The sequence below is a fragment of the Mycobacterium sp. E3247 genome (genome assembly GCF_001667785.1).
Classification (GTDB): domain Bacteria; phylum Actinomycetota; class Actinomycetes; order Mycobacteriales; family Mycobacteriaceae; genus Mycobacterium.
Genome location: NZ_LZJG01000334.1, coordinates 1 through 6,689 on the forward strand (window position 1 = coordinate 1; position 6,689 = coordinate 6,689).

Consider the following 6,689-nt stretch of genomic DNA (forward strand, 5'->3'; position numbering starts at 1 on the left):
CGTTACGCTCGCGGCCGTTGGCGCGCCCGCGGCGCTAGTGTCTGTAGACCGTGACCGAAATCTCCGAAGACGAACTGGATGGGTTGTCGGAGTTCGCGCTGCTATCCGAGAACGCCGAGCAAGCCGGCGTCACCGGTCCGTTGCCCGACGTGCAGCGTGTCGAGGCGGGCACCGGTGAAGGGAAGATCAGCGCGCTGCGCTGGGGCGGTACTCCCCCGCGGATCGTCTTCCTGCACGGCGGCGGCCAGAACGCGCACACCTGGGACACCGTCATCGTCGGTCTGGGCCAGCCCGCACTGGCCGTCGACCTTCCCGGGCACGGCCATTCGGCATGGCGTGAGGACGGCGACTACTCGCCGCAGATCAACGCCGACGCCCTGTTGCCGGCGCTGCGAGAGCACGCCCCGAGCGCCGACCTGCTCGTGGGCATGTCGCTGGGTGGGCTGACGGCGATACGGCTGGCCGCCGTGGCGCCCGAACTCGTCAACGAACTCGTCCTGATCGACGTCACCCCGTCCGCGCTGCAGCGCCACTCGGAGATGACCAAGGAGCAGCAGGGCACCGTGGCGTTGATGCACGGCGAGCGCGAATTCGAAAGCTTCCAGGCCATGCTGGACCTGACGGTCGCCGCGGCGCCGCACCGCGAGGTGAAGGCCCTGCGCCGCGGAGTGTTCCACAACTCGCGCCGGCTGGACAACGGCAAGTGGACGTGGCGCTACGACGCGATTCGCAAGTTCCCGGATTTCGACGTCCTCTGGGACGACGTGGACAGGCTGTCGGCACCGATCACCCTCATCCGCGGCGGCAAGTCCGGATTCGTCAGCGACGACGATGCCGCCGAATTAAGCCGTCGTACAAAGCATTTCCGCACGGCGCACGTCGTCGAGAACGCGGGCCACTCTGTGCAAAGCGACCAACCGCTCGCCCTGATCGACCTGCTGCGCGGGGTGCTCGACGGGCGCTGAGCCTACCGTGGGCTCATGACATCTGATCTGCCCATCCGCATCGGCGTGCAATTGCAGCCGCAGCACGCGCCGCAGTACGGACAAATTCGTGACGCCGTGCGTCGCTGCGAAGACATCGGCGTCGACATCGCCTTCAACTGGGACCACTTCTTCCCCCTCTACGGCGATCCCGACGGCGCGCATTTCGAGTGCTGGACGATGCTCGGCGCATGGGCCGAACAGACTTCGCGCATCCACATCGGCGCACTCGTCACGTGCAACTCCTACCGGAATCCCGAACTGCTGGCCGACATGGCTCGCACGGTCGACCACATCGGTGGTGGCCGGCTGGTACTGGGCATCGGCTCGGGATGGAAGCAGAAGGACTACGACGAGTACGGCTACGAATTCGGCACGGCGGGCAGCCGACTCGACGATCTCGCCGGCGCGCTGCCCCGCATCAAGACGCGGCTGGCCAGGCTCAACCCGCCACCGACCCGCGACATCCCGGTCCTGATCGGTGGCGGGGGTGAGCGAAAGACGCTCCGTCTGGTCGCCGAATACGCCGATGTGTGGCACAGCTTCACGTCCGCCGACGAGTTCCCGGCGAAGTCGCAGGTCTTGGCCCGGCACTGCGCCGACGTCGGCCGCGACCCGGCGAGCATCGAACGTTCGGCCGCCTTGCAGGACGGCGGCAAACTTCTCGACAACGCCGAAACGCTCGTCGGACTCGGTGTCACGCTGCTGACCGCGGCATGTGACGGCCCGGATTACGACCTCACCGCCGCTGAAGCGCTGTGCCGATGGCGCGATAATCGTTAGGCCGGTCGCAACCATTTGTCGGTCAAACACCGGAAAGTACGAGCCCACTCGTGAGAAACTTCTCGCGCCAGCTGGCCGAAACCGGGTTTGAAAGAGACTCAACAACGAATGCCAAAGAAATACGGGGTCAAAGAAAAGGACCTGGTTGTTTCACACATCCTCCACCTCTTGCTGACGGGAAAGTTGCGCACCGGCGACCGCGTCGATCGGAATGAAATCGCCCTGGGGCTCGGGGTCAGTCGCGTTCCCATTCAAGAGGCACTGGTTCAGCTCGAACACGACGGCATTGTCTCCACCCGCTATCACCGGGGAGCGTTCGTCGAACGGTTCGACGAGGCCACCGTCCTCGAACATCACGAGCTCGACGGGCTGCTCAACGGCATCGCGTCCGCGCGCGCGGCCACCAGCCCGACCCCGCGCATCCTCGGGCAACTCGACGCCTTCATGCGGTCCCTGCGCAGCGCCAAGGATTCGCGGGCCTTCTGCGACACCGCCGCCGAATACCGGCGCACCATCAACGACGAATACGCCGGACCGCGGCTGCACGCCACGATCCGCGCTTCGCAGAACCTCATCCCCCGGGTGTTCTGGCTGACCTACCAAGGCGGCCGCGAAGAGCTGCTGCCGTTCTACGAAGACGAGACCTCCGCCATCAACCGGCGCGATCCCGAGGCCGCGCGGGCCGCCTGCGTGAGTCGCTCCTACCTGGCGGCCCAGACCATGCTGGCCGAACTTTCCCGGCGCAGGGTGTTCACGCCCTCCGACGACGTCCCGCCCGTCGTGCCCGGACAGCTCGAGGTGCTCGACGACGCCCAATCCCCGGGCGTCGAACCGTCGCTGGCTCTCTAGAGCGGACGCTCACCCGACGAAGCCGGCCGCCGGTCGATACGGTGACAGGGATGAATGCGCGCGCGGACCGGCGGACCCAGCGCCGCGGAAAGCTGTTCGGACTCACCGTGACCATCGTGTTGGTCTGCGGGATGGCGTCAGGCGGACTCGCGGCGCCCGCCGCCGCCGACTGGAACCAATGCGCGCCTTCCGGTTTGGACAGCGCCATGGCCTTGCCCAAAGACCTCACCGAGGCGCCGCCGACTCCGGAGGAGGACCGCGAAACGACGAATTCGGTCGGACCATTGAGCGCGGTCGACATCGGTGCGCTCGGCCTCGGCACGCCGGGCGTGCTGACCGTGGGCACGCTGTCGGATGCCCCGCCCAACATTTGCATCAATCCGACCGGTGAATTCAGCGGCTTCGACAACCTGCTGCTGCGCGCCATCGCCGACAAGCTGCATCTACAGCTCCGCTTTGTCAGCACGGACTTTTCCGCGTTGCTCGCTCAGGTGGCTTCCCGACGCTTCGACGTGGGGTCGGCGTCGGTGAAGGCCACCACACAGCGTCGACGCACCGTCGCGTTCACCAACGGTTACGACTTCGGCTTCTACTCCCTCGTGGTGCCGCCCGGCTCACCGATCCACAAGTTCAGCGAGCTGGCGGCCGGCCAGCGCATCGGTGTAGTCCAGGGCACCGTCGAGGAGTCCTACGTCGTCGACACCCTGCACCTGCAACCGGTGAAGTACCCCGGCTTCGCCACCCTGTACGCCAGTCTCAAGACCCGGCAGATCGATGCGTGGGTGGCGCCCGGAACCCTCGCCGCGACCGTCATCCGGCCGGGCGATCCCGCCGTGACGGTCGCGAACACTTTCAGCGCAGGCAATTTCGTGGCCTACGCGGTCGCCAAGGAGAACAGGCCGCTGATCGACGCGCTCAATTCCGGGCTGGACGCGGTGATCGCCGACGGCACCTGGGCCAAGCTGTACTGCGAATGGGTACCGCGCAGCCTGCCGCCGGGCTGGAAGCCCGGATCGAAAGCCGCCCCGGTGCCACACCTGCCGGACTTCGCCGCGATCGCGGCGAGCCGGCATCGCACGGTCGCGGATCCGGCCGCGCCCAAGTCGACGCTCGCCCAGTTGCGTGACTCGTTCTTCGACTGGGACATGTACCGACGGGCCATCCCCGTGCTGCTCACGACGGGGCTGCCGAACACGTTGATCCTGACCAACAGCGCCATCGTGATCGGCCTGGCGCTCGGAATGGTGCTGGCCATGGCGGGCATCTCGCAGCGGCGCTGGTTACGCTGGCCGGCCCGGGTATACACCGATATCTTCCGGGGCCTTCCCGAAGTCGTGATCATCCTGCTCATCGGAATGGGGATCGGGCCACTGGTCGGCGATCTCACCAACAAGAATCCCTACCCGTTGGGAATTGCCGCATTGGGATTGATGGCCGCGGCCTACATCGGCGAAATCCTGCGCTCCGGAATACAAAGCGTGGACCCGGGCCAGTTGGAGGCCGCCCGAGCGCTGGGATTCAGCTATACGACCGCGATGCGGCTGGTGGTGGTGCCACAGGGGATACGCCGGGTGCTGCCCGCTTTGGTCAACCAGTTCATCGGGTTGTTGAAGGCCTCCGCTTTGGTGTACTTCCTTGGCCTGATTGCCGATCAGCGGGAGCTTTTCCAGGTGGGCCGGGATTTGAACGCACAGACCGGCAGCCTGTCGCCCCTGGTCGCCGCCGGCCTCTTCTACCTGATATTGACCATTCCGTTAACGCATCTGGTCAATTACATCGATGCTCGCCTACGCCGCGGCCGGCGTGCCCCCGCCGCCGACGACAACGCGGAGATGCTGGCCACGACGTTCGGACAGGAGATCACGTGAGCGTCGTGGTCACGAAACGTCAGTCAGTATCGTTGGCCGCCAGGGACATTCACCAAACCCTGGGCGGGAACAAGGTGCTGCGCGGGGTCGATTTCGAGGCTGCCGCCGGCAGCACCGTCGCGGTGATCGGGCCGTCCGGCTCGGGCAAGTCAACGCTGTTGCGCACCTTGAACCGGCTGCACGAACCCGATAGCGGCGACATCCTGTTGGACGGCCGATCGGTGCTCCGCGACGACCCCAACGAGCTCCGGCAGCGCATCGGCATGGTGTTCCAGCATTTCAATCTCTTTCCGCATCTGAGCGTGCTGAAGAACGTGGCGACGGCGCCGCGAAAGTTGCGGCGCCTGGCCGCCGACGAGGCACGCGAGCTGGCGCTGGCCCAGTTGGACCGAGTTGGCCTGAAGCACAAGGCCGATGCCCGGCCGGGCATGCTCTCCGGCGGCCAACAACAACGAGTCGCCATCGCCCGTGCGCTGGCCATGGCTCCGCAAGTGATGTTTTTCGACGAAGCGACATCGGCGCTGGATCCCGAAATGGTGAAAGGGATTCTGCAACTCATCGCCGATCTCGGCGCCGACGGTATGACGATGATTGTGGTCACCCACGAAATGGGGTTCGCCCGCTCGGCATCCGACACCGTTGTCTTCATGGACCGCGGCAAGGTCGTGGAATCCGGGGCGCCGGAGCAGATTTTCGAAGCCGCGCAGACCGAACGCCTACAGCGATTCTTGTCGCAGGTACTTTGACCAACCCCATCGCACTAATTAGTCGGCATAGCGACCTTGTACGTGCCTGATATAGCGTTAGACTCCCCGGTTATGGCGGACAGCGAACCCAACTCGGCCGACGTGACCGAGCTTGCCGAAGGTTTGCACCGCGCGCTGTCCAAATTGTTTTCAATTCTGCGTCGGGGCGACCCGAGCGGCGCGGCCGCGGGCGAACTGACGTTGGCGCAATTGTCGATCCTGGTGACCTTGCTGGATCAGGGGCCGATCCGGATGACCGACCTGGCGGCCCACGAACGGGTGCGGACCCCGACCACCACCGTGGCGATCCGCCGGCTGGAGAAGCTGGGGCTGGTGAAACGCTCGCGCGACCCGTCCGACCTGCGGGCTGTGCTGGTCGACATCACGCCGCGGGGACGCGCGGTCCATGGCGAGTCCCTGGCCAACCGGCGCGCCTCCCTGGCCGCCATGCTCAGTCAGCTCCCCGCGTCCGACCTCTGCACCCTGATGCAGGCATTGGCGCCGCTGGAGCGGCTGGCCTGCGGCGAACCGGCCCCCGGCCCTGCGGGTGAGCCGCCGGCCTGTAAAGAGGCGTGAAAGTACCTGCCGTTCAAGCATTTTGGCTGTGCCCGTAGACTCCCTTACATGCCCACTGCTCTCATCACCGGGGCCGGCGGCGGCATCGGCTCCGCGATCGCCACGGCACTGGCCCCCACCCACACCTTGCTGCTGGCCGGCCGGCCCTCTGACCGGCTCGACGCCGTCGCGGAGCGACTCGGCTCGACGACGTTCCCACTGGACCTGACCGACTCCGGCGATATCGAGGCCGCCTGCGAGGTCGTGGACGAACTCGACGTGTTGGTGCACAACGCCGGGCTGTCCATCCCCGGTCATGTCGCGGAGTCGGACGTCGACGAGTGGCGCGCCACCTTCGCCGTCAATGTACTTGGGCCGGTGGAACTTACACTGGCGCTGCTGCCCGCGCTGCGACGTGCCCGTGGCCAGGTAATCTTCATCAACTCCGGCGCCGGGCGCAACGTGTCGCCCGGTATGGCGTCCTACTCCGCCAGCAAGTTCGCGTTGCGCGCGTTCGCCGACTCGCTGCGGGCCGACGAGCCGGAGTTACGGGTGACGACGGTCTACCCCGGCCGCACGGACAGCGAGATGCAGCGCGAGCTGGTCGCGTTCGAGGGCGGCACCTACGACCCCGCCAAGTTCCTCAAGCCGGAGACCGTCGCGACCACCGTCGCCAACGTGGTGGCCACGCCACGGGACGGCCATGTTCACGAGGTGGTGCTGCGGCCGACGGGCCGCTGACTGGGCGCCGGTCAGACGACCAGGTTGACCAGCCGGCCGGGGACCACGATCACCTTGCGCGGGTTGGCACCCGCCAGGAAAGCCCGGACCTTCTCGTCCGACAACGCCGCGGCCTTCAGGGTGTTCTGGTCAGCGTCGGCGGCCACCACCACTCGCCCGCGCAC

8 protein-coding genes are annotated in these 6,689 nt (G+C 66.5%); 7 read left to right on the plus strand and 1 reads right to left on the minus strand.

Annotation, left to right across the window (positions count from 1 at the left end; translation table 11 throughout):
- The first annotated feature begins 50 nt into the window (after positions 1-50).
- The 7 genes from A9X04_RS18450 to A9X04_RS18480 all read left to right on the plus strand — a co-directional run bounded on the left by A9X04_RS18450 (position 51) and on the right by A9X04_RS18480 (position 6,525).
- The gene (locus tag A9X04_RS18450) at positions 51-965 is read left to right on the plus strand and encodes an alpha/beta fold hydrolase (protein ID WP_067923502.1); all 915 of its coding nucleotides are present in this window, start codon (positions 51-53) and stop codon (positions 963-965) included.
- Between the two features lie 15 nt (positions 966-980).
- The gene (locus A9X04_RS18455; RefSeq protein ID WP_067923506.1) at positions 981-1,766 is read left to right on the plus strand and encodes an LLM class F420-dependent oxidoreductase; all 786 of its coding nucleotides are present in this window, start codon (positions 981-983) and stop codon (positions 1,764-1,766) included.
- Positions 1,767-1,874: 108 nt separating this feature from the next.
- Positions 1,875-2,615, plus strand: a complete 741-nt coding sequence (locus A9X04_RS18460) for a GntR family transcriptional regulator (RefSeq protein ID WP_067923509.1) — start codon at positions 1,875-1,877, stop codon at positions 2,613-2,615.
- A 50-nt stretch (positions 2,616-2,665) separates the two neighbouring features.
- Positions 2,666-4,483, plus strand: coding sequence for an ABC transporter substrate-binding protein/permease (locus A9X04_RS18465; RefSeq protein WP_067923511.1), 1,818 nt, complete (start codon positions 2,666-2,668; stop codon positions 4,481-4,483).
- Positions 4,484-4,488: 5 nt separating this feature from the next.
- Positions 4,489-5,229: an amino acid ABC transporter ATP-binding protein gene (locus A9X04_RS18470; RefSeq protein ID WP_369828973.1), complete on the plus strand. Its 741-nt coding sequence runs from the start codon at positions 4,489-4,491 to the stop codon at positions 5,227-5,229.
- Between the two features lie 72 nt (positions 5,230-5,301).
- Positions 5,302-5,805, plus strand: coding sequence for a MarR family winged helix-turn-helix transcriptional regulator (locus A9X04_RS18475; RefSeq protein ID WP_067923517.1), 504 nt, complete (start codon positions 5,302-5,304; stop codon positions 5,803-5,805).
- Positions 5,806-5,853: 48 nt separating this feature from the next.
- Entirely contained in the window at positions 5,854-6,525 is a 672-nt protein-coding gene (locus tag A9X04_RS18480; RefSeq protein ID WP_067923520.1) for an SDR family oxidoreductase, read from the plus strand.
- An 11-nt stretch (positions 6,526-6,536) separates the two neighbouring features.
- Here A9X04_RS18480 and A9X04_RS30980 read toward each other — a convergent pair.
- On the minus strand, positions 6,537-6,689 hold a 153-nt coding region (locus A9X04_RS30980; RefSeq protein WP_197509222.1), incomplete at its 5' end, for a hypothetical protein.